At 66.8% G+C, this 19,383-nt stretch carries 17 protein-coding genes; 4 read left to right on the forward strand and 13 right to left on the reverse strand.

Annotated elements, in window-relative coordinates; translation table 11 throughout:
- Together CEW88_RS22820 and paaN are read right to left on the reverse strand one after the other, a co-directional pair.
- The gene (locus tag CEW88_RS22820; RefSeq protein WP_438839494.1) at positions 1 to 1,146 is read right to left on the reverse strand and encodes an ABC transporter substrate-binding protein; all 1,146 of its coding nucleotides are present in this window, start codon (positions 1,144 to 1,146) and stop codon (positions 1 to 3) included.
- A gap of 63 nt (positions 1,147 to 1,209) precedes the next feature.
- Positions 1,210 to 2,856, reverse strand: coding sequence for a phenylacetic acid degradation protein PaaN (gene paaN, locus CEW88_RS22825; protein WP_108970688.1), 1,647 nt, complete (start codon positions 2,854 to 2,856; stop codon positions 1,210 to 1,212).
- Positions 2,857 to 2,953: 97 nt separating this feature from the next.
- Here paaN and paaG point away from each other — a divergent pair, with 97 nt between their 5' ends.
- The 4 genes from paaG to CEW88_RS22845 all read left to right on the forward strand — a co-directional run bounded on the left by paaG (position 2,954) and on the right by CEW88_RS22845 (position 6,229).
- Complete coding sequence (gene paaG, locus CEW88_RS22830; protein WP_108970689.1) at positions 2,954 to 3,748, forward strand: 2-(1,2-epoxy-1,2-dihydrophenyl)acetyl-CoA isomerase PaaG; 795 nt, start codon at positions 2,954 to 2,956, stop codon at positions 3,746 to 3,748.
- Between the two features lie 3 nt (positions 3,749 to 3,751).
- Positions 3,752 to 4,210 (forward strand): hydroxyphenylacetyl-CoA thioesterase PaaI, encoded by a 459-nt coding sequence (gene paaI, locus CEW88_RS22835; RefSeq protein ID WP_254694598.1) that lies wholly within the window; start codon positions 3,752 to 3,754, stop codon positions 4,208 to 4,210.
- A 21-nt stretch (positions 4,211 to 4,231) separates the two neighbouring features.
- Positions 4,232 to 5,539 carry a phenylacetate--CoA ligase PaaK gene (gene paaK, locus CEW88_RS22840; protein ID WP_108970690.1) on the forward strand — a complete coding sequence of 436 codons (1,308 nt, stop codon included), beginning with the start codon at positions 4,232 to 4,234 and terminating at the stop codon, positions 5,537 to 5,539.
- Positions 5,540 to 5,629: 90 nt separating this feature from the next.
- Entirely contained in the window at positions 5,630 to 6,229 is a 600-nt protein-coding gene (locus CEW88_RS22845) for a TetR/AcrR family transcriptional regulator (protein WP_108970691.1), read from the forward strand.
- On the opposite strand, the gene CEW88_RS22850 is transcribed toward CEW88_RS22845, so the two are convergent.
- The 11 genes from CEW88_RS22850 to CEW88_RS22900 form a co-directional block, all read right to left on the reverse strand.
- Positions 6,213 to 6,830 carry a transferase hexapeptide repeat family protein gene (locus CEW88_RS22850; RefSeq protein ID WP_108970692.1) on the reverse strand — a complete coding sequence of 206 codons (618 nt, stop codon included), beginning with the start codon at positions 6,828 to 6,830 and terminating at the stop codon, positions 6,213 to 6,215. The genes CEW88_RS22845 and CEW88_RS22850 overlap by 17 nt on opposite strands.
- A gap of 2 nt (positions 6,831 to 6,832) precedes the next feature.
- Positions 6,833 to 8,902, reverse strand: coding sequence for a phenylacetic acid degradation bifunctional protein PaaZ (gene paaZ, locus CEW88_RS22855; RefSeq protein ID WP_108970693.1), 2,070 nt, complete (start codon positions 8,900 to 8,902; stop codon positions 6,833 to 6,835).
- A 17-nt stretch (positions 8,903 to 8,919) separates the two neighbouring features.
- A complete protein-coding gene (locus CEW88_RS22860) occupies positions 8,920 to 9,672 on the reverse strand; it encodes a Phenylacetic acid catabolic protein (RefSeq protein ID WP_108970694.1) in 753 nt (250 codons plus the stop codon).
- Positions 9,662 to 10,738, reverse strand: coding sequence for a 1,2-phenylacetyl-CoA epoxidase subunit PaaE (gene paaE / locus CEW88_RS22865; RefSeq protein WP_108970695.1), 1,077 nt, complete (start codon positions 10,736 to 10,738; stop codon positions 9,662 to 9,664). The genes CEW88_RS22860 and paaE overlap by 11 nt, the downstream gene beginning before the upstream one ends.
- A gap of 66 nt (positions 10,739 to 10,804) precedes the next feature.
- Complete coding sequence (gene paaD, locus CEW88_RS22870) at positions 10,805 to 11,326, reverse strand: 1,2-phenylacetyl-CoA epoxidase subunit PaaD (protein ID WP_108970696.1); 522 nt, start codon at positions 11,324 to 11,326, stop codon at positions 10,805 to 10,807.
- Positions 11,327 to 11,330: 4 nt separating this feature from the next.
- Complete coding sequence (gene paaC / locus CEW88_RS22875) at positions 11,331 to 12,185, reverse strand: 1,2-phenylacetyl-CoA epoxidase subunit PaaC (RefSeq protein WP_108970697.1); 855 nt, start codon at positions 12,183 to 12,185, stop codon at positions 11,331 to 11,333.
- Positions 12,185 to 12,472 carry a 1,2-phenylacetyl-CoA epoxidase subunit PaaB gene (gene paaB / locus CEW88_RS22880; protein WP_092428283.1) on the reverse strand — a complete coding sequence of 96 codons (288 nt, stop codon included), beginning with the start codon at positions 12,470 to 12,472 and terminating at the stop codon, positions 12,185 to 12,187. The genes paaC and paaB overlap by 1 nt, the downstream gene beginning before the upstream one ends.
- A gap of 25 nt (positions 12,473 to 12,497) precedes the next feature.
- Positions 12,498 to 13,496, reverse strand: coding sequence for a 1,2-phenylacetyl-CoA epoxidase subunit PaaA (gene paaA / locus CEW88_RS22885; RefSeq protein WP_108970698.1), 999 nt, complete (start codon positions 13,494 to 13,496; stop codon positions 12,498 to 12,500).
- 22 nt (positions 13,497 to 13,518) lie between these two features.
- On the reverse strand, positions 13,519 to 14,724 hold the full coding sequence (gene pcaF / locus CEW88_RS22890; protein WP_108970699.1) for a 3-oxoadipyl-CoA thiolase: 1,206 nt from the start codon (positions 14,722 to 14,724) through the stop codon (positions 13,519 to 13,521).
- A gap of 139 nt (positions 14,725 to 14,863) precedes the next feature.
- Positions 14,864 to 15,760: a PaaX family transcriptional regulator C-terminal domain-containing protein gene (locus CEW88_RS22895; protein WP_108970700.1), complete on the reverse strand. Its 897-nt coding sequence runs from the start codon at positions 15,758 to 15,760 to the stop codon at positions 14,864 to 14,866.
- 68 nt (positions 15,761 to 15,828) lie between these two features.
- Entirely contained in the window at positions 15,829 to 19,290 is a 3,462-nt protein-coding gene (locus tag CEW88_RS22900) for an indolepyruvate ferredoxin oxidoreductase family protein (protein WP_108970701.1), read from the reverse strand.
- Positions 19,291 to 19,383: the final 93 nt, after the last annotated feature.

Consider the following 19,383-nt stretch of genomic DNA (forward strand, 5'->3'; position numbering starts at 1 on the left):
TTACTCGACGGGCAGCCAGTCGCCGTCCTTGATCTCCAGCATCCGGAAGGCGCTGAGATCGAGGCCGAGGTGATCCTCGGGCGAGAAGCTGTAGGTGCCGGTGGTGCCGACGAGGCCGTCGGTCGCCTCCAGCGCGTCGCGGATCGCCTGCGGATCCTCGCTGTCACCGGCGCGGGTGATGGCATCGACGATCAGCGCAAAGGCATCATGCGCATAGCCGCCGAAGGTCGAGACCTCCTGGTCGTACCTGGCCTTGTAGGCCTCGGTGTAGGTGGTCACCACCTCGTATTGCGCGTCATCTTCGGCCAGCTTGTCGGCGATCAGCAGCGCGGTCCCCGGCAGGCGCAGCCCCTCGGCGGCCTCGGCCCCGGCTAGCTCGATGAAGGCGTCCGAGGCAACCCCGTGGCTCTGGTAGAGCGGGATCTCGAAGCCGAGCTGCGCGACGTTGCGGGTGACAATCGCAGGGCCCTGGCCGAAGCCCGGGTTCAGCACCGCCTGCACGCCGCCCGTATTGCGGATGCGCGTGAGCTGCGGGGTCATGTCGGCGTCCTGCGGGCCATAGGTCTCATCGGCAAGGATCTCGATGCCGTGCTCGCCCGCGACCTCCTTGCACTGCGCCTGCATCGACGCGCCGAAGCCGTCGGTGCCCGAGATCATGCCGATCTTGGTGATGCCCTGCGCCTGCATGTCGGTGAAGATCTTCTCGCAGGCCATGCGGTCGGTGTGCGGGGTCTTGAAGACATACTCACGCACCGGGTCGATGATCGAGATCGCGCCGGCCAGCGAGATGAAGGGAATGCCCTCGTCCTCGGCCACGGACAGGATCGACATGGTGGTGCCGGTGGTCGAGCCGCCGATGATCGCGACGACCTCGTCATCTTCGACGAGGCGGGTGGCGAAGGTGCGCGCCTTGTTGGGATCGCCGCCGTCGTCGTAGAGCGTGAGGGCGATCTCCTCCCCATTGATCCCCCCTTCCTCGTTCAGCTGTTCGACCAGCATCTCGATGGTCTTGGCCTCGGGGTCGCCGAGGAAGGCCGCGGGGCCGGTCGCCGAGACGCTGACGCCGAGACGGATCTCGGCCTGCGCGGCGCCGGCGAGGACGCCGAGAGCGGCGAAGGTGGCAAGCGCGGTGGTGGTCTTGGACATCATGGTAACTCCTCCCAGATTGGTGTCCGTCGAAAGTCGGGTGCCGGGGCTCCGGTCAGGCGCTCAGGCCGCCTTGGGCCAGCGGATCATCACGCGCCGGAAGCGGGGCGCGACGAAGGCGGCGTCGGTCAGGCTGGCATTGCCCGCCGGGTTCGCCCCGGTGACGTGAAAGTCGGAGAAGGCCGCCGACTGGTTCACGTAGATATTGCCGGTGAGATTCACCGAGAGGTTCACGCCCGCCTGTGCAAAAGCCTTCGCCGCCCGTTTGATCAGCGCCTCATCTATTGCGTAGAGCGCCGCGGTGATCGCGCCCTTACTGCGGGCGATCCCTGCGGCGCGGGCGATGGCATCCTCGGCGCCATCGCAGGGCACGAGGAACGAGACCGGGCCGAAGCACTCGTCGTTCTGCGGACCCTCGGCGCCTTCGACCGCGACCATGAGTGGTGTGGCGCTGCGGCCATGGCCGGTTTCGGCGCTGTCGCGGATTACCCGGCCTGCGCCGAGGGCGGTCTCGATGCGCTGCAACGTGTTGGGATTGACGATGGTGCCGCAGATCCCGGCGGCGCGCGCCGGATCGGAGAGCAGCGCGTCGATCGCCTGCTTGATCCCCTCGGCCACCTCGTCAAAGCTCTTGCGCCCCTGATCGGTCTCGATCCCGCCGCGCGGAATATAAAGGTTCTGCGGCGAGGTGCACATCTGCCCCGAATAGAGCGACAGCGAGAAGGCGAGGTTGGCGCACATCCCGGAGAAATCATCGGTGCCGGTGATGGTGACCGAGTTGACCCCGGCCTCCTCGGTGAACAGCATCGCTTGGCTGTGCGCGCGGATCCAGGCGGCAAAGGCGGTGGACCCGGTGTAGTCGATCAGCGCCACTTTCTCGTGCGCCGCCAGATCCTTGGTGATCTGGGCCTCCGGCGCGTCGGCGGCCAGCAGCACGGCGTCCTGCGGCAGCCCGATCTCGGCGAAGACCTCGCGCAGCACGCGCACGGTCAGCGCCAGTGGCAGGATGGCACGCGGGTGCGGCTTGACGATCACCGGGTTGCCGGTGGCGAGGCTGGCAAAAATTCCCGGGTAGCCGTTCCAGGTCGGAAAGGTGTTGCAGCCCACGGTGAGCGCGATGCCGCGCGGCACCAGCGACCAGTGCTTCTCGATCACCAGCGGCGCATGCTTGCCCTGCGGCTTTTCCCAGACCGCGTCGCGGGCGCTGCGGGTCAGCTCGGAATAGGCCATTGCCAGCGCCTCGAGCCCGCGATCCTGCGCGTGCGGCCCGCCCGCCTGGAAAGCCATGGCAAAGGCCTGGCCGGTGGTGTGCATGGTGGCGTGGCCGAGCAGGAAGCTCATCTTGTTGAGCCGCACCAAGGCCTCGAGCAGTGCCCCGATCCGCGCCTCGACCGTGGCCTCGGCGAACGCGGGCGCGGCAGCCTCGGCGGCCGCGAGCAGCGCCTCGGGCGCGGCGGCGGGATAGCGGATGCCAAGCTCGGGGCCCCAGGGAGAAACCTCGGACCCGACGCGCCCCTCCTCGGGATGGCCGGGCAGATCGAAGGCGGCGCCCAGCAGGCGAGCATAGGACGATTCGCCCTCTGCCTTCGCGGTTTCGCCGTAGATCTTCCCGCTCGGGACCTCGGGAAACGGGGTCCAGAATTCGCGCGTTTCCAGCGCCTTCAGGGCACTTTCCAGCAGCGGTTTATGGCGGGTGAACAGGTCTGTCATGGCTCCTCCCAAAGCTTGACAAGTATCATTGACCGTCCGGTCGGTTTATGCAACAGTAAATCTCACAGGCCCCGTGGAGGGGGGCTCGGAGGATCACATGACGACATCGCAAACCGTGCTGGCGGAGCTGGAGTCCGGCGTTCTGAAGCTGACGCTCAACCGCCCGGAAAAGCTCAACTCCTTCAACGAGGAGATGCACCTTGCTCTGCGCGCTCAAATCCAGCGGGCGCATGATGACGACGCGATTCGCGCCGTGCTGCTCACCGGTGCAGGGCGCGGCTTCTGCGCCGGGCAGGACCTCGGCGACCGCGACCCGCGCAAAGGCGGCCCCAAGCCGGACCTCGGCCAGACCATCGAGACCTTCTACAACCCCACCCTCCGGCTCATCCGCGCGCTGGAAAAGCCGGTGATCTGCGCGGTGAACGGCGTGGCGGCGGGCGCCGGGGCCAATATCGCCTTTGCGTGCGACATCGTGCTTGCGGCGAAATCGGCGAAGTTCATTCAGGCCTTTTCCAAGATCGGGCTAATCCCCGACGCGGGCGGAAGCTGGTCGCTGACCCGCATTCTCGGCGAGCCGCGCGCCAAGGCCCTGACCATGACCGCCGAGCCGCTGATGGCCGAGACCGCCGCCGATTGGGGGCTGATCTGGAAGGCGCTCGACGACGAGGCCCTGATCCCCGAGGCCGAGGCGCTGGCGGCAAAACTGGCCGCCGGGCCGACGCTGGGGCTGGGCCTTACCAAGCGTCTCATCCATGAGGCCGCGACAAACGATCTCGACACGCATCTCGATCGCGAGCGAGACTGTCAGCGCGAGGCAGGCCGATCCGACGACTACGCCGAGGGCGTCACGGCCTTTCTCGAGAAACGTCCTGCCAGCTTCCGGGGGAAGTGAGCCATGAAGGACATTCAGAGCATGACCCCTCAGGATCTCGCCGAGGCCTGCGCCAAGGAAATGTGGAACGCCGACAGCGCCTCGCAGCGGCTCGGCATGACGCTGGCCCACATCGCGCCCGGCCATGCGACGCTCGAGATGGAGCTGAGCGAGCAGATGACCAACGGCCACGGCAACGCCCACGGCGGCTATCTCTTCACGCTGGCCGACAGCGCCTTTGCCTTCGCCTGCAACACCTACAACGAGATGACCGTCGCGCAGCATTGCTCGGTCACCTACATCACCCCGGGCGCGCTCGGGGATCGGCTCACGGCCACCGCCCGCGAGATCTCGCGCAAGGGCCGCTCGGGCATCTACGACGTGACGATCACCCGGGAGGACGGGACCGTCATCGCAGAATTCCGCGGCCATTCGCGGACGCTCAACCGGCCCCTGCTGCCTGAAGCGCGGGCGGAGGGCTGACCCATGAAGGGAGGAGAGACCATGACAGACATGACCCCGATGAAGGAGATCCTCGACCCGATCGAGATCGCCAGCCGTGACGAAATTTCCGCGCTTCAGAGAAAGCGCATGGCCTGGTCGCTCCGCCACGCCTACGAGAATTCCCCCTTCTATCGCAAACGCTTCGACGAGCACGGCGCGCATCCGGACGACTTCAAGACCCTCGCCGATCTCGCCAAGTTCCCCTTCACCATGAAGCAGGATCTGCGCGACACCTACCCATTCGGCATGTTCGCCGTCCCGCGTGAGCAGCTGGTGCGCATCCACGGCTCTTCGGGCACCACCGGCAAGCCCACCGTCGTCGGCTACACACAGAAGGATATCGACATCTGGGCGGACTGCATGGCGCGCTCGATCCGGGCCTCCGGCGGCCGCAAGGGCGATATCTGCCACGTCGCCTACGGCTACGGTCTCTTCACCGGCGGGCTCGGGGCCCACTACGGCGCCGAGCGGCTCGGCTGCACCGTGGTGCCGATCTCCGGCGGCATGACCGAGCGCCAGGTCACCCTGATGCAGGACTTCCAACCCCAGATCATCATGGTCACGCCTTCCTACATGCTCTCGATCCTCGACGAGTTCCGCCGCCAGGGCCTCGACCCGCGGCAGAGCTCGCTCAAGGTCGGCATCTTCGGCGCCGAGCCATGGACCAACGCCATGCGCGAGGAGATCGAGCAGGCCTTCGACATGCACGCGGTCGACATCTACGGCCTATCCGAGATCATGGGCCCCGGCGTCGCCAACGAATGCGTCGAGACCAAGGATGGGCTGCACGTCTGGGAAGACCACTTCTACCCCGAGATCATCGATCCCACGACGGGCGATGTGCTGCCCGACGGCGAGATGGGCGAGCTGGTGTTCACCACGCTCACCAAGGAAGGCCTGCCGATGGTGCGCTACCGCACCCGCGATCTCACACGCATCCTGCCCGGCACCGCGCGCTCGATGCGCCGGATCGAGAAGATCACCGGCCGCAGCGACGACATGATCATCCTGCGCGGCGTCAATGTCTTCCCGACCCAGATCGAAGAGCAGATCCTGAAATGCGAGGGCCTCGCCCCGCACTTCCAGATCGAGCTTGGCCGCAAGGACCGCATGGACGTTATGACCGTGCACGTCGAATGCACCCCGGCCCGCTGCGATGCCGATGCCCGAGCCGCCTCGGCGAAGGAGCTGTCGCATCACATCAAATCGGTGGTTGGTGTCTCGACCAAGATCGAGGTGCATGACCGTGAGGGCGTTGCTCGATCCGAAGGCAAAGCCAAGCGAGTCGTCGACAACCGCCCGAAGTAACCTACGGGCAGGCTAGAAAATACCCCGTCCGGCGGCTAAGAACTGGCGCGCCGCCAATCCCCCACCGGACCAAGAGGAGCATTCGCGCATATGGCAAGAACGCGCGCCAGCGACTTCGAGGAGAAGCAGCACCAGCTACTTCTCACCGCCGCCAACGTCTTTGCGACGCAGGGGATGGAGAAAGCCTCCATGTCCCAGATCGCATCCGAAGCCGGGGTGTCGAAGTCGCTGCTCTACCACTACTACCCGTCGAAGGACGCGCTGATCTTCGCGATCATCGAGACCCATCTCGATGAGCTCGACGCCGCGCTGGTCGAGGCGGACGATCCCGCCCTGCCCCCGCGCGCGCGGCTCGAGCAGCTGGTGATGACCGTGCTCGACGCCTACAAGGGCGCCGATGACCAGCATAAGGTCCAGCTCAACGCCGGTCCCGCGCTGTCGGACGAGCAGAAAGCCGCGATCACCAAGATCGAGCGGCGCATCGTCAAGCACTTCTCCGCCGTGCTGACTGAGATCCACCCGCAGCTCGACACGCCTGAGAGGCCGCTGCTGATGCCCGTCACCATGTCGCTCTTCGGCATGATGAACTGGGTCTACATGTGGTTCCGCGACGGCGGCAAGATCAGCCGCGAGGACTATGCCCGCGTGGCGACGACCCTGATCCTCGAAGGGGTCAAGGGCGTTCGCTGAGCGCCGTGCGCTCGACCACCAGCGGATCATACTCGGGCGCCGTCACGCGGCGGCGCCCCTCTTCCACCTCCGCCAGCGGCTGCGCCGGGGCGAGCTTGGTCTTGGCATCCACCGCGAGCTGGCGGTAGACGTCGGTGCCGCGCGACTTCCAGTCGATTTCCTGCTCGGTCAGCGCGCGCAGCACCTTCGCGGGTGAGCCCACCGCCATGACGTTGGCCGGGATCTCGCTCCCCGCCCGCACGAAGGCCATGGCGCCGAGGATTGTGTTCTCGCCGATCCGCGCCTCGTCCATCACCACGGCATTCATCCCGATCAGCGCATTGCGCCCGATGTGGCAGCCGTGCAGCACCGCGCCGTGACCGACATGACCGCGCTCCTCGACCACGACATCCTTGCCGGGAAAGGCATGGGCGACGCAGGTCTCCTGCACATTCGAGCCGGGCTGCAGCGTGATCCGCCCGAAGTCGCCGCGCAGGACCGCACCGGGGCCGACATAGCAGCCGGGCCCCACGATCACGTCCCCGATGAGCACTGCCTCGGGATGCACAAAGGCCGAGGGGGCCACCACCGGCACCACCCCGTCCCAGGACCAGATCGCCATGTTCAGCCCTCCTGCGGCAGCGGCCAGCTCTTGGCCACCATGGTCAGCACGTCGTACTCGGCCACCACCTCGTCGTTCTGGTTGGTGACGCGGCAATCCCAGCGCACCTCGCCGTAAACCGTCCCCTCGCGGGGGTTGATCTGCTTGCACGTCAGCTGCACCTGCAGGCTGTCGCCGAAATACACGGGTGTCAGGAAGCGCATGTTGTCGACGCCGTAGTTGGCCAGCACCGGGCCCGGATCGGGCTGCACGAAAAGCCCCGCCGCGAACGACGCGATAAGGTAGCCATGCGCCACGCGGTCGTCGAAGAACGGGTTGGCTTTCGCCGCGCCGCTGTCCATGTGCGCATAGAAGGTGTCGCCGGTGAAATGGGCGAAATGCTCCACGTCCTCTTCTGTGATGACCCGGCGCTCGGTGACGAGTTGGTCGCCGATGTTCAGCTCGGCCAGCGACTTGCGGAACGGGTGTGTTCCCTGCTCGGCCGGTGCGCCCGCGACCCATTCGCCAGTCACAGAAGACAGCAGCCTCGGCGTGCCCTGCACGGCGGTGCGCATCATGAAATGCTTCACCCCGCGCATGCCGCCCATCTCCTCGCCGCCACCCGCGCGACCCGGCCCGCCGTGCACCAGAGGTGCCAGCGGCGCCCCGTGGCCGGTCGAGCTCTTGGCGCTGTCGCGGTTGCCAAGCATCACCCGCCCGTGGAAGGGCGCGATGCCCAGCACCAATTCCGACGCCACCTCAGCATCATTGGTGAAGACCGACGAGACCAGCGAGCCCTTGCCCTTCATCGCCAGAACGACCGCCTCATCGAGAGCCTCGTAGCCCATCACCGTCGCCACCGGGCCAAAGGCCTCGATATCGTGCGGAGCCGTGGCCGTCATCGGGTCGGCGCAGCGCAGCAGAACCGGGTTCATGAACGCGCCTTTCTCGGCATCCCCCGAGACCAGTTCGACCTTTTCCGGATCGCCGAAGACGATCTCCGCCTCGCGGGCGATCTCGGCGATCTTCTCGCGCACGCCGTCGCGATCCCCGAGCGAGGCCAGTGCTCCCATTCGGGCATTGGCATCGTCCGGTAGACCCGCCGGGGTCTGCGCCAACCGCTGCGAAAGCGCCTCGATCACCGCCCGCTCCTGCGCCTTGGGCACCAGGACGCGGCGGATCGCGGTGCATTTCTGCCCCGCCTTGGCGGTCATCTCGCGGTGCACCTCCTTGACGAAAAGATCGAACTCCGGCGTGCCCGGCACGGCGTCCGGGCCGAGGATCGCGGCGTTGAGGCTGTCGGCCTCCATGGTGAAGCGCACCGAGTTCTCGACGATCGTAGGGTGCGACTTCAGCTTGCACCCGGTGGTGGCCGAGCCGGTGAAGGTGACGATATCCTGCCCGGTCACGTGGTCCAGCAGGTCGCCGACGCCGCCGCAGACAATCTGCAGCGCGCCGTCCGGCAGGATGCCCATCTCAAGGATCCGCCGCACCACCAGCTCGGTGAGATAGGCCGTGGCCGAGGCGGGCTTCACGAGACACGGCATGCCAGCGATCAGCGCGGGGGCGATCTTTTCCAGCATCCCCCAGACCGGGAAGTTGAAGGCGTTGATGTGGATCGCCACACCGTGCACCGGCACGAGAATGTGCTGAGCGACAAAGCTGCCGTCGCGCGACAGACCCTCGACCGCGCCCTCGGGGATGACCTTGGCGTTGGGAAGCTCGCGCCGTGCCTTCGAGGCGAAAGTGAGCATGGTACCGATACCACCATCAATGTCCGGCCAGGCATCGCGAGCCGTGGCGCCGGTGGCGAGGCTCTCGGCGTAGAACTCGTCCTTCATCTCCATCAGCTTGAGGCCGATCGCCTTCAACATCAGCGCTCGCTCGTGGATGGTGTACTGGCGCATCGCCTTGCCGCCAACCTCGCGGCCCCAGGCCAAGGCCCCGGCAAAATCGAGCCCCTCCGAGCCGATATAGGCATGGACAGAGCCGGTCCCGGCATTGGCGAGCGGCTTGCCCTCCCCGTCGCCGGCGCGCCAGGCACCCTGCATATAGCTCTCGAGGCGGCGCGCGGTGCGTCCCGTATCCAGCATTTGCTCGTCCTTCCTGTTCAGTTCAGGCCAAGACCGGAAAGCACGCTTTCCGCCTCGGCGCGCCACGCAGCACGCAGCGTCTCGTTGTCGGTGTGGCGCAGGCCCATGGCCTTTTGCTTCTCGAAGCGCTCCGATGTTGCCGGGCCGAAGGTCTCGGCAACGCGCGGCATCCAGTAGGCGACCGAGGCTCTGGCCTCGTCCGTCGCCCCAATCCGCTCGAGCCCTTCGATCCCCAGCTTCATGTGCCGCTTCTCGCGCGGCAGGATCTCCCGCAGCACCTCGGCCAGCGGCTGGTACGAACTGCGCGCCAGCTCGCCCACGGCATGCTGCGTCGCGAGGCCCATGAGCACGTTCATCACCACCGCGTCGGTCCAGCCGGTCAGCGGGTAGTGAAAGACTGAAAGCCGCATGTCGCCGCCGTGGCGCTTCGCCTCGAGCGCACTTTCACGGCTCTCGCGCGCGGCCCAGTCGTGGGCCCGCTCGTAGAGCGCCTTGTCGGTGCCGAAGCCCTCCATCAGCTCGAGCACGCGCTCGGCATGGTCGGCCTTCTCGAGCGTGATCCGGCTGGCGGCGATGCGCGCCTTGATCCCCGGCGCCCAGTTGATCGCCCCGGCAAAGCCCGCAGACCCCGCCAATTCACTGTCGACGAAGGAGGACATCAGCCGCAACAGCTCGCCGCGATAGCGCGGCGGCACGTTCTCGGGAGAGGTCAGCTTGCCGCCCTGCGCGAGATACTCGGCGATGGGCATGGTATCGGTGTCATTCGTCATAGCTGAGCACCACCTTGTCGGAGAGCGGAATGCACTGGCACGACAGCACGTAGCCGGCGCGCACCTCGTAGTCCTCGAGCGCGTGGTTGATCTCCATCTCGACCTCTCCCTCGAGCACCTTGGCGCGGCAGGTCGAGCAGACGCCCGCCTTGCACGAATAGGGCGCGTCCATGTTGTTCTCGATGGCGGCGTCCAGCACGGCAGTGCCGTCCTTCGGCATCTGGAAGGTGCGGGTCGCGCCGTCGAGCGTGACCGAAACCTCGCAGGTGTTCCCCGCGGAGGCGGCCTGCTGCGAGACAGCCCGCGTCTTGGCGCGGCCCGGCTGCGAAGATGCGAAAAGCTCGAACTTGATCTGCGCGTCGGTCAGCCCGGCCTGGCGCAGGCTCTCGGCAATCGTCAGCATCATCGGCTCGGGGCCGCAGATGAAGGCGGTGTCCACGCCCTCGGCATCGATCCAGAGGCGGAACAGCATCTCCATCTTCTCGGCGTCGATGCGCCCGGTGAAGAGGTCTATCTCCTGCCCCTCGCTCTCGAGGATGTGGATCACCGCGAAGCGCCCGAGATAGGTGTTCTTGAGATCCTCCAGCTCTTCGCGGAACATGATCGAGCCGACCTGGCGGTTGGCGTAGACCAGCGTGAAGGTGGCGTTGGGTTCGCGCGACAGAACGGTCTTGATGATCGACAGCACCGGGGTGATGCCCGAGCCCCCGGCAAAGCCGAGGTAGCTCTTGGCGCTCGACGGATCGAGCACGGTGAAGAACCGCCCCTGCGGCACCATCGCGTCGAGCGTGTCGCCGGGTTTCAGGTTTTCGTTGGCCCAGGTCGAGAAGGCGCCGCCGTCGACGCGCTTGATGCCGACCTTGAGGCAGCCCTCGTCGAGCCCGGCGCAGATCGAGTAGGACCGCCGCAACTCCTCGCCGTCGAACTCGCGTCGGAAGGTCAGGTACTGGCCCTGGGTGAAGCCGAAACTCTCGGCGTCCTCGGCGCGCGGCTTGAGGGTGACCACCACCGCATCGCGGGTCTCGCGGCGGACATCGGTCACTTCGAGGGGATGGAAACGGGGCATGTCAGACCTCCTCCTGTCTGGACAGGGAAATGCGTCGGGGGTGCCCCGCCGGGGCACCGGAATGGCTCAGTGGCACTTGAAGTAGTCGAAGGGCTCGAGGCAGTCGCGGCAGCGGTAGCTGGCCTTGCAGGGGGTCGAGCCGTACTGGCTGACCCGTTCGGTGTGGGACGAGCCGCAGCGCGGGCAGGCGATCACCAGGTTCGACCGCCCCGACAGCCGCGTCGCACGGCCCGCCATCAGACCGTCCGAGGCGGTGCCGTCGACCGGCGGGGCGATGCCATAGGCGCGCAGCTTGTCGCGCGCCGCCTCGGTCACCCAGTCCGTGGTCCAGGGCGGCGACAGGCGGCGTTCCAGCCGCAAATCGGTGATGCCTTTCTCGCGCAGCTGCGTCTCGATCATCAGGTCGATCACCCCGGTCGCCGGACAGCCGGAATAGGTCGGCGTCACCGCCACAACCAGCGTGTCCCCGTCCCAGCGGACCTCGCGCACGATGCCCAGCTCGGTGACCGAGACCACCGGGATCTCGGGGTCGGGCACCTCGCCCAGCCAGTCCCAGACCTGCTGGGTGGATGGCAGAACCGCGCTCATCGGCTTACCAGCTTGCGCCCGGGTAGGCGCGCTGCAGGAACTGCATATCGGCAAGGATGTAACCGAGGTGCTCGGTGTGCCGCCCCAGCTTGCCACCGGTCTGCGCGTCGAAGCGCTGCTCGGGCTGCACCAGCGTCGCCTCGTCCAGCACCTCGCCGACGGTTTGCTGCCAGAGTGGCAGCAGGTCGGCGAGCGCGGGCGCGATGCCGGCCTCGGCCACCGCCTCGTCCACCGCGTCGGCGGCGAACATCTCGCCGGTGTAGGGCCAGACCTTGTTCAGCGCCGCCTGCATCCGGGCGTGGCTTTCCTCGGTGCCGTCGCCCAGCCTGACCACGAGATCCGACGACCGCTCGAGGTGGTAGGACACCTCCTTGAGTGCCTTGGCGGCGATCTCGGCCACGCGCGGGCTCGACGACTTGGTCAGGGCGGTCAGCAGCTCGTAGTGGAAGGCATCGAAGAGGAACTCGCGCATCAGCGTCACCGCCATGTCGCCGTTCGGCAGCTCGACCAGCTTGAGGTTGCGGAACTTCATCGCGTCGCGCAGGAAGGCCAGGTCATCGGCGCTGCGCCCCGCCCCTTCTACCTCGGCAGCAAGGCCGAGCCACATCTGGGTGTGGCCGATGAGGTCGAGCGCGGTGTTGGCCAGCGCGATGTCCTCTTCCAGCACCGGGCCGTGGCCACACCATTCAGAGATGCGGTGGCCGAGGATGAGCGAATTGTCCCCCATCCGGCAGAGCCAGTCGAAGAAGGCGGGCTTCAGCGCCACGTCCGCGATGTGCGGATCATGCGTCTGCGCGGCAGCGGCACGCTCGGCGAGCCGGGCCACATCCGGCGTTGCGGCATCGGGAAGCGAGGGCATCACATGTGCCCCACTTCGTCCGGGATGTCGAAGAAGGTCGGGTGGCGGTAGACCTTGCTCTCCGCCGGATCGAAGAGCGGGCCCTTCTCGGAGGGCGCCGAAGCGGTGATCGCCGCCGAGGGCACCACCCAGATCGACACGCCTTCCTTGCGGCGGGTGTAGACGTCGCGGGCGTTCTTGATCGCCATCTCGGCGTCCGGTGCGTGTAGGCTGCCGACGTGGCGGTGGTTCAGCCCGTGCTGGCCCCGGATGAAGATCTCCCAGAGCGGCCATTCTTTCTTGGTCATGTCACATCCTCCTCAATGCGAGCGCTTACTCGGCGGCCACGTTCGATGCCGCGCGGCGCGCGGCGGCCTTCTCGGCATAGGCGGTCAGCCCGTCACGGAACCACGCGCCCTTGTCCCAGGCCTCGCGGCGGGCGCCGAGACGCTCCTCGTTGCAGGGGCCGTTGCCCTTGATCACTTCGAAGAACTCGTTCCAGTCGGGCTCGGCGAAATCGTAATGACCGCGCTCCTCGTTCCACTTGAGGGTCTCGTCGGGGACGGTGAGGCCAAGGTACTCGGCCTGCGGCACCGTCTCGTCGACGAATTTCTGGCGCAGCTCATCGTTGGTGTTCATCTTGATCTTCCACGCCATCGACTGCGCGGAGTGCACCGAGTCCTTGTCGGACGGGCCGAACATCATCAGCGAGGGGTACCAGAAGCGGTTGAGCGCATCCTGCGCCATTTCCTTCTGCTCGGGCGTGCCCCGCGCCATCTTCATCATGATCGCGTAGCCTTGCCGCTGGTGGAAGCTCTCTTCCTTGCAGATGCGGATCATCGCGCGGCTGTAGGGGCCGTAGGAGGTGCGCTGCAGCGGCACCTGGTTCATGATCGCCGCGCCGTCGACCAGCCAGCCCACCGCGCCCATGTCGGCCCAGGTCAGCGTGGGGTAGTTGAAGATCGAGCTGTATTTCATCGCGCCCGAGTTCAGCTTTTCGAACAGCTCGTCGCGCGACACGCCCAGCGTCTCGGCGGCGGAGTAGAGGTAGAGCCCGTGCCCGGCCTCGTCCTGCACCTTGGCCAGCAGGATCGCCTTGCGCTCGAGCGTCGGCGCCCGGGTGATCCAGTTGCCCTCGGGCAGCTGACCGACGATTTCCGAGTGCGCGTGCTGGCCGATCTGGCGGATCAGCGTCTTGCGGTAGCCCTCGGGCATCCACTCCTTGGGTTCGATCTTCTCGCCGCGGTCGACCCGCTCCTGAAAGGCGCGCTCCTCGGGAGTCATCTCCTCGAGCGACTTCATGCCTTCCGATTTCACCATCTGTGCATACATGGTCGTGCCTCCTCCTAGGGGGTCAGATACGTTCGAGGATCATCGCGATCCCCTGCCCCACGCCCACGCACATGGTGCAAAGGGCGTAGCGGCCGCCGGTGCGGTGGAGCTGCCGGGTCGCGGTCAGGACCAGCCGCGCGCCGGACATGCCGAGCGGGTGGCCCATGGCGATGGCGCCGCCGTTGGCATTCACACGGGGGGCGTCATCCGGCAGGCCAAGCTCGCGCAGCACCGCGAGCCCCTGCGCCGCAAAGGCCTCATTGAGCTCGATGACATCCATCTGGTCGAGCGTCAGGCCGGCGCGGGCGAGCACCTTGCGGGTCGCGGGGACCGGACCGATGCCCATCACGCGGGGCGCGACGCCTGCCGCCGCCATGGCGACGATGCGCGCCTGCGGCGTCAGGCCATTCCTGGTCGCCGCCGCCTCGGAGGCGACGATCACCCCCGCCGCGCCGTCGTTCACGCCCGAGGCATTGCCGGCGGTGACGCTGAGGTCCGGGCCATTCACGCCACGCAGCTTGGCCAGCTTGTCGACCGTCGTGCCAGGGCGCGGGTGCTCGTCGGTGTCCACCACCAGCGGATCGCCCTTCCGCTGCGGGATCGTCACCGGAACCATCTCCTCGGCGAAGACGCCGGCCTTCTGAGCCGCTTCCCAACGATCTTGAGAGCGCATGGCAAAGGCGTCCTGGTCAGCACGGCTGACACCGTAGTCTTCGGCCACGTTGTCGGCGGTCTCGGGCATCGAATGGGTGCCGAACGCCTTGTCGAGCTTGGGGTTCTTGAAGCGCCAACCGATGGTGGTGTCGTACATCTCGGCATTCCGCGAGAAAGCCGAGCTCGCCTTGCCCACCACGAAGGGCGCGCGGCTCATGCTCTCGACGCCGCCCGCCAGCAGAAGGTCGCCATCGCCGGCGCGGATGGTGCGCGCGGCGAGGCCGATCGCATCCATGCCAGAGCCGCAGAGGCGATTGACCGTGGTGCCCGGCACCTCGATCGGCAGGCCTGCCAGCAGCCCGGCCATGCGCGCGACGTTGCGGTTGTCTTCGCCGGCCTGGTTGGCGCAGCCGAGAATGATGTCATCGACGCTGGCCCAGTCGACCGAGGCATTGCGCGCCATCAGGGCGGCCAGCGGTACGGCCGCCAGATCGTCGGCGCGGACAGCCGAAAGCGCGCCGCCATAGCGACCGACGGGTGTGCGTATCGCGTCGCAGATGAATGCCTCGGACATCCGTATCCTCCTCCCTCGAGAATCGAGGTCGACCATCAATGATCGACCGATCGGTCAAACAAATAGCACGACATACAGCACATGTTAAGCATCAATTGAGTTTCTGCGTGATGTATCGACAGACCCCCTGCCCCGCGGATCACGCAGCTGCTTCGCGCCGCAGCTGGAACAGCCGGCGTTCGGTTTCCTCATTGCAGGGCGCAAGATGTCCCTCGGGGCTGAGAAATCTCGCACTTACATGGCTTTCCGCGTGCTTCGACAATCCGACATAGGCCGCGACAAAGAGCCTACGGGCTTCGTCGGCGCGCCAGTCGTGAGGATAAGCGGCACGTGGCAGACGCGGGTCGCTGAGTGCCGCATGGCGGTAGTCATGCACCAGTCGCAAACGCAGGGCGAGCGCGTCCTCCGGCGAAAGCGGGACAGTTGCGGACAGCAGATCGCGCAACGCACCATGGCGGGCGAGGAAGCTGGCATAGGCCTCGGCAACCCCGGACAGGCCCCAGCGTTCCGAAGCGAGCTGGCCAAGATCACCATGTCCGTCAAGCTGCTTCGCGCGCAGCAGGACACCCGCCACCGGCGCAATGTCCTCGCGATTGGGCGCGAGCGCGACGGTGGGCGCAAGCCGGGCCCAGGGCAGCGGCAGATCGACGTCGCGCAGCGCGTCCGACAGGCACAGCAGCCAGTCTTCGGGCTCGGGCGGCGGTGCAAACAGCAGACGGGCCGCCTCGCGGAACTCGGCCCGCGCGGGTTCGGACAAGCGGTAAAAGCTGCGCCGCCCGATCCGCACACCCTCGAGTCGCCCGGCCCCCACGAGGCGAGAGACCGCGGTGCGGACGAGGCTTTCGTTCAACCCGTGGCGCGCGCAACACTCGATCAGCGTGCCCATCCAGAGCATGCCGCCGCGCGGCTCGACCACGTCGCCGTAGATCGTGACGATGAAAGCCGGGGCGCGCGGGGCATCTGTGGCCGACAGTTCGGCAAGCGCCAGCGGATCACCGGTCAGATCGCGCACCTCTGATATCACGGCCTTGTTCATTAAACGCCCTCCTGCGGCGGCGCCCGATGCGGCGCACGACCCCAGTCTACGCCAGCCTCCGCGATATGTCACATGATTGCAGAGCTTCTGTCACTTTGCGTGCCGTTATCAGCGGAGATCTCGGCCATTTGCGCCCTGACCCCCATCGCCGCGGCCCGTTTCACCGGCCCGAAGCCGCGGATGTCCATCACCAGCGCCGCCTTTGCGGCGCGCTCATCGCGGTTCTCGAAGGTCAGCCCGGCGGTGAGGTGGTCCAGCAAGGCGCGGTACTCGGCGATCAGAGCGCGCTCCATCTTTCGCTCGACACTGTAGCCGAAGGGATCGAGCGCGGTGCCGCGCAGCGGTTTCATCTTCGCGAGCAGGCGCATCGCAGGGCGTATCCAGGGCCCGAAAGCGCGCTTGAGGGGCCGCCCGCGCGCATCCCGTCCCCCGGCGAGAACCGGCGGTGCCATGTGGTGGACCAGCTTGAACGGCCCGTCGAAACGCGCGGCAAGGTCGTCTTGGAAGCCGGTCTGCGTATGCAGCCGCGCCACTTCATATTCGTCCTTGTAGGACATGAGCTTGAAGAGTCCCTTGGCCGCCGCCTCGGTCAATGCCCCGCCTGCGCCGGTGGCGGCGGTCTCGGCCTTGCGGACCTTGCCGATCTCGCACAGGTACTCCTGCGCCCAGGCGGCATTCTGGTAGCCCGTCAGGAACTCGGCCCGCCGCGCGATCATCTCGTCCAGCGTCAGAACCGGGCTGGCGGGCAGGTCGGCGACGCGCTCGACCGCCCCACGGTCATGCACCAGCACCCGCCCCCAGGTGAAGGCGTCCTTGTTCTGCGCCGGCTTCACGCCGTTGAGTTCGATTGCCCGCATCAAGGCCTCGAGTCCCAGCGGCACCAGCCCGGCCTGCCAGGCCGCGCCAAGGATCATCACGTTGGCAAAGACGCTGTCGCCGAGCAGCGCTTCGGCCAGCGTGTTGGCGTCGAAGCTCTGCAGCGACGCCGCATCGACGGTGGCGCGGATCGCCTCCAGCCGCGCGCCCGCGTTGAGATCGGCGTCGCGGTTCTGCACCAGATCGCCGGTGGGCATAATGGCGGTATTGATCACCGCCCGCGTCTCGCCCTTGCGATAAGTGGCAGAGGCCTTTGGCGAGGAGCTGACCACCAGATCGCAGCCAATCAGCGCATGGGCCGAGCTCGGCTCGATCTTCACCTGGTTCAGCACCGCTTCGGAGGCCGCCACGCGCAGGTAGCTCAGCACCGGGCCGAATTTCTGGGCGAACCCCATGAAGTCGAGCACCGAGGCCCCCTTTTGCTCAAGGTTCGCCGCCATTGCGATGAGCTGGCCGACGGTGACCACCCCCGTGCCGCCGACCCCGGTGACGAGAATGTCCCAAGGCTGGGAGAGAGAGGGCAGCTCAGGCTCCGGCAGAGCCGCCTGCAGCTGGGCGAGTGCCTCCTTCCCGGCCGCATCGGTTTTTTTCAGCGTCGCCCCCTCGACGGTCACGAAGCTCGGGCAGAAGCCGTTGAGACAGGTGAAATCCTTGTTGCAGGTGTTGAGATTGATCTTCCGCTTGTGGCCGAACTCGGCCTCCAATGGCTCGACGCTCAGGCAGTTGGATTCCACCGAGCAATCGCCACAGCCCTCGCAGACCAGCGGGTTGATCACCGCGAATTTCTTCGGGTCCTCCATCTTGCCGCGCTTGCGCAGCCGGCGCTTCTCGGTGGCGCAGGTCTGCTGGTAGATGAGCACGGTGGTACCGGGGATGTCGCGCAGCTCGCGCTGCACCCGGTCGAGATCGCGGCGATGCTCCACCGGCACACCCGCCGGCAGCCCTTCGCGGCGCAGCGCGTCGGGGTCGTCCGAGACCACGACCACCTTCTTGGCGCCTTCAGACACCATCGACTGCGCGATGGCCGCGACGCTCAGCGGGCCATCCACGTGCTGCCCGCCGGTCATCGCCACGGCGTCATTGTAGAGGATCTTGTAGGTGATGTTGGTCCCTGCGGCGATCGCCTGCCGGACAGCCAGAGAGCCGGAATGGTAATAGGTGCCGTCGCCGAGGTTCTGGAAGACGTGCTTGTTGCCGTTGAACCTGGAGCGGGAGACCCAGTTCACCCCCTCACCGCCCATCTGGATCAGCGAGGTCGTGTTGCGGTTCATCCAGCTGGCCATGAAATGGCAGCCGATCCCGGCCAGCGCCTGACTGCCCTCGGGCACCTTGGTCGAGGTGTTGTGCGGGCATCCCGAGCAGAAGTAGGGCGTGCGGGCGGCCCCCTCTACGAGGATCGGCGCGGGGTCGGGTACCGCGTGCGCGGCCTTGCTCACAAGGTCAAGGTCGGGAAAGTTGCGCTCCAGCCGCGCCGCGATGTGCCGGGCGAGCATGACTGCGCCGAGTTCGTGCGTCCAGGGGATGAGACGGTTGCCCGTCTCGTCGCGCTTGCCGACCATCCGCTCGGGCTTCTGTCCCGGGAAGTCGTAGAAATACTCCTTGAGCTGGCTTTCGATGATGCCCCGCTTCTCTTCGATGACCAGCAACTCGCGCTTGTCCTTTGCAAAGGCCAAGGCGCCGTGGTGCTCCAGCGGCCAGACCATGCCGACCTTGTAGATGTCGAGGCCGATCTCGGCCGCGCGCGCCTCGTCGATGCCCAGCAGCCGCAGCGCCTCGAGCACATCGAGATGCGACTTGCCGGTGGTGACGATGCCGAAATGCGCCTCGTGCCCCCATTCGCTGCGATCGATCGGATTGGCGCGCGCAAAGGCAAGGACCGCAGCCTTCTTGGCTTCCATCCGCTCCTCGATCTGCGGTCCCGGAAGGTCCGGCCATCGGTAGTGCAATCCGCTCTTGGGCGGCTCGTAGTCGGGCGCCACAAAAGAGCGGGGATTTGGCAGCTCGAAGGACATGCCCGACTCGACGGTCTCCGAGATTGCCTTGAACCCCACCCACATGCCCGAGAAGCGCGACAGCGCGTAACCCCATTCGGCGAAGCTCAGGAACTCGGCCACGTTGGCCGGATTGATCGTCGGCATGAAGAAATTCATGAAGGCGACGTCGGACTGGTGCGGCATCGAGGACGAGACGCAGCCATGGTCGTCCCCCGCCACCACCAGCACCCCGCCATGCGGCGAGGACCCGTAGGCGTTGCCGTGCTTGAGCGCATCTGCGGCCCGGTCGACCCCGGGTCCCTTGCCGTACCACAGGCCGAAGACCCCGGCGCATGTGCGGTCCGGATCCGTTTCGACCTGCTGCGTGCCAATGATCTGAGTGGCTGCGAGTTCCTCGTTGACGGCGGGTACGAAGCCGATCCCCTCGGCATCCACCAGTGCGCGGTTCCGCGCCACCTCGAGGTCGATCCCGCCGACCGGCGAGCCGCGGTAGCCCGAGATGAAGCCGCGCGTGTCGAGGCCTGCGGCCTCGTCGCGACGAGCCTGGTCGAGTGCAATGCGCAGGATCGCCTGCGTGCCGGTCAGAAAGACTCGGCCCTCGGTTCGGGTGTAGCGGTCCGACAGTTCGTAGTCGCCCAGAATGGGTGTCTGATCGGTCATCGGCTCCTCCCAAAGCTCGTCGCGGCCGGGCCGCGTCCTCCGCGCATAGAATAGGCCTTGCGGGTGAAACCCCATCTCTAATAGGATCACGTT

The sequence above is a fragment of the Alloyangia pacifica genome (assembly GCF_003111685.1).
GTDB classification, from domain to species: domain Bacteria; phylum Pseudomonadota; class Alphaproteobacteria; order Rhodobacterales; family Rhodobacteraceae; genus Salipiger; species Salipiger pacificus_A.

What these genes read in the sequence shown, in the direction of transcription:
- CEW88_RS22820 (WP_438839494.1), bottom strand. Translation starts at nt 1,146, where the DNA reads ATGTCCAAGACCACCACCGCGCTTGCCACCTTCGCCGCTCTCGGCGTC.
- paaN (WP_108970688.1), bottom strand. Translation starts at nt 2,856, where the DNA reads ATGACAGACCTGTTCACCCGCCATAAACCGCTGCTGGAAAGTGCCCTG.
- paaG (WP_108970689.1), top strand. Translation starts at nt 2,954, where the DNA reads ATGACGACATCGCAAACCGTGCTGGCGGAGCTGGAGTCCGGCGTTCTG.
- paaI (WP_254694598.1), top strand. Translation starts at nt 3,752, where the DNA reads ATGAAGGACATTCAGAGCATGACCCCTCAGGATCTCGCCGAGGCCTGC.
- paaK (WP_108970690.1), top strand. Translation starts at nt 4,232, where the DNA reads ATGACAGACATGACCCCGATGAAGGAGATCCTCGACCCGATCGAGATC.
- CEW88_RS22845 (WP_108970691.1), top strand. Translation starts at nt 5,630, where the DNA reads ATGGCAAGAACGCGCGCCAGCGACTTCGAGGAGAAGCAGCACCAGCTA.
- CEW88_RS22850 (WP_108970692.1), bottom strand. Translation starts at nt 6,830, where the DNA reads ATGGCGATCTGGTCCTGGGACGGGGTGGTGCCGGTGGTGGCCCCCTCG.
- paaZ (WP_108970693.1), bottom strand. Translation starts at nt 8,902, where the DNA reads ATGCTGGATACGGGACGCACCGCGCGCCGCCTCGAGAGCTATATGCAG.
- CEW88_RS22860 (WP_108970694.1), bottom strand. Translation starts at nt 9,672, where the DNA reads ATGACGAATGACACCGATACCATGCCCATCGCCGAGTATCTCGCGCAG.
- paaE (WP_108970695.1), bottom strand. Translation starts at nt 10,738, where the DNA reads ATGCCCCGTTTCCATCCCCTCGAAGTGACCGATGTCCGCCGCGAGACC.
- paaD (WP_108970696.1), bottom strand. Translation starts at nt 11,326, where the DNA reads ATGAGCGCGGTTCTGCCATCCACCCAGCAGGTCTGGGACTGGCTGGGC.
- paaC (WP_108970697.1), bottom strand. Translation starts at nt 12,185, where the DNA reads ATGCCCTCGCTTCCCGATGCCGCAACGCCGGATGTGGCCCGGCTCGCC.
- paaB (WP_092428283.1), bottom strand. Translation starts at nt 12,472, where the DNA reads ATGACCAAGAAAGAATGGCCGCTCTGGGAGATCTTCATCCGGGGCCAG.
- paaA (WP_108970698.1), bottom strand. Translation starts at nt 13,496, where the DNA reads ATGTATGCACAGATGGTGAAATCGGAAGGCATGAAGTCGCTCGAGGAG.
- pcaF (WP_108970699.1), bottom strand. Translation starts at nt 14,724, where the DNA reads ATGTCCGAGGCATTCATCTGCGACGCGATACGCACACCCGTCGGTCGC.
- CEW88_RS22895 (WP_108970700.1), bottom strand. Translation starts at nt 15,760, where the DNA reads ATGAACAAGGCCGTGATATCAGAGGTGCGCGATCTGACCGGTGATCCG.
- CEW88_RS22900 (WP_108970701.1), bottom strand. Translation starts at nt 19,290, where the DNA reads ATGACCGATCAGACACCCATTCTGGGCGACTACGAACTGTCGGACCGC.